The following is a 1,023-nucleotide window of genomic DNA, read 5'->3' on the forward strand; positions in this document are numbered from 1 at the left end:
CAGAGTAACTTAAGTTTACATCGCTGAAATTTGAAAGACTTAAATCCGTATTATGGAAACTGGAATAGCTCAAATTTACTTTATCAAAATTTGCTTCTTGAATCCTCATAACACGGTGAGAAGAGTGAGAAAATTTTGAATAAGTCATTATACTTCCCGAGAAGTTCATTTTATATAATGCACCTAAAAATTCGGTCTTAATAGCATATGAATTAAGTATTGAACCGTTTTCATGATCGTCATAAATTTTAGCGCCACTCAAATCACATGACTGACAGTAATTTGTCTCAGCAAATACCTTCAAATCTTCCGGGTCAGCCAAAACCTTTGCTTGAGAAGATAAAGATAAACCAATTAAAATGAATAGTGTTACTGCTTTATAGTTCTTCATTAGTTCCTCCTGGAAAAGCTTGCGTGTTTTGTTTATCTGCAATCAAATTCGCCATTATTAGTGTATAGATCACCATTTGAGAGAGTGGCGCACTTATAGGTTTTGGCTTTTGAAAGATGCTCTTCAGTAATATTTGAACCTATCAGGAATGCATAACTCAAATCAGCATTATTAAAGTTAACATTTTCAATATTTACTCTGCTAAAATCAGCAGATTTTAGTGTCGCTCCTGAAAAATTAACATTTACCATTTTTGCCCTTGAAAAAGAGACTTTCTCAAGCTTTGAATCGGTAAAATCAACTTTATTGAAAGAGCAAGAAGAGAAAGATCCGCTCATTGAAATACGATTAAAATTAACATTATTAAATTCTGACTTAATAAATGTTACATTGGTTAAATCCGAATAAGATAGGTTTGCATTTTGAAATGTCGAATTATTAAATTCATTATTATCCAATGTTGCTTTGACAAAATTGGTATCAGCAAAACTGCAATCACTAATTTTATAGTCAGACAATGAAAATTTAGTAAAAAAAGAACCATCAAATTTTCCACCTGACTTTTCTATCTTTTTCCATTTGGATGAAAAAACACTTTCAGTAAGGTTACACCGAATGCAATCTGTACCTTC

General features: G+C 31.6%; 2 protein-coding genes. Both read right to left on the reverse strand.

Translation table 11 applies throughout. The annotated features are described in order from the left end of the window. On the reverse strand, positions 1-391 hold a 391-nt coding region (locus tag OQJ26_RS19260), incomplete at its 3' end, for a pentapeptide repeat-containing protein (RefSeq protein WP_265705283.1). 32 nt (positions 392-423) lie between these two features. Then, on the reverse strand, positions 424-1,023 hold a 600-nt coding region (locus OQJ26_RS19265; protein ID WP_265705284.1), incomplete at its 5' end, for a pentapeptide repeat-containing protein.

Source organism: Legionella sheltonii (genome assembly GCF_026191355.1).
GTDB classification, from domain to species: Bacteria; Pseudomonadota; Gammaproteobacteria; order Legionellales; family Legionellaceae; genus Legionella; species Legionella sheltonii.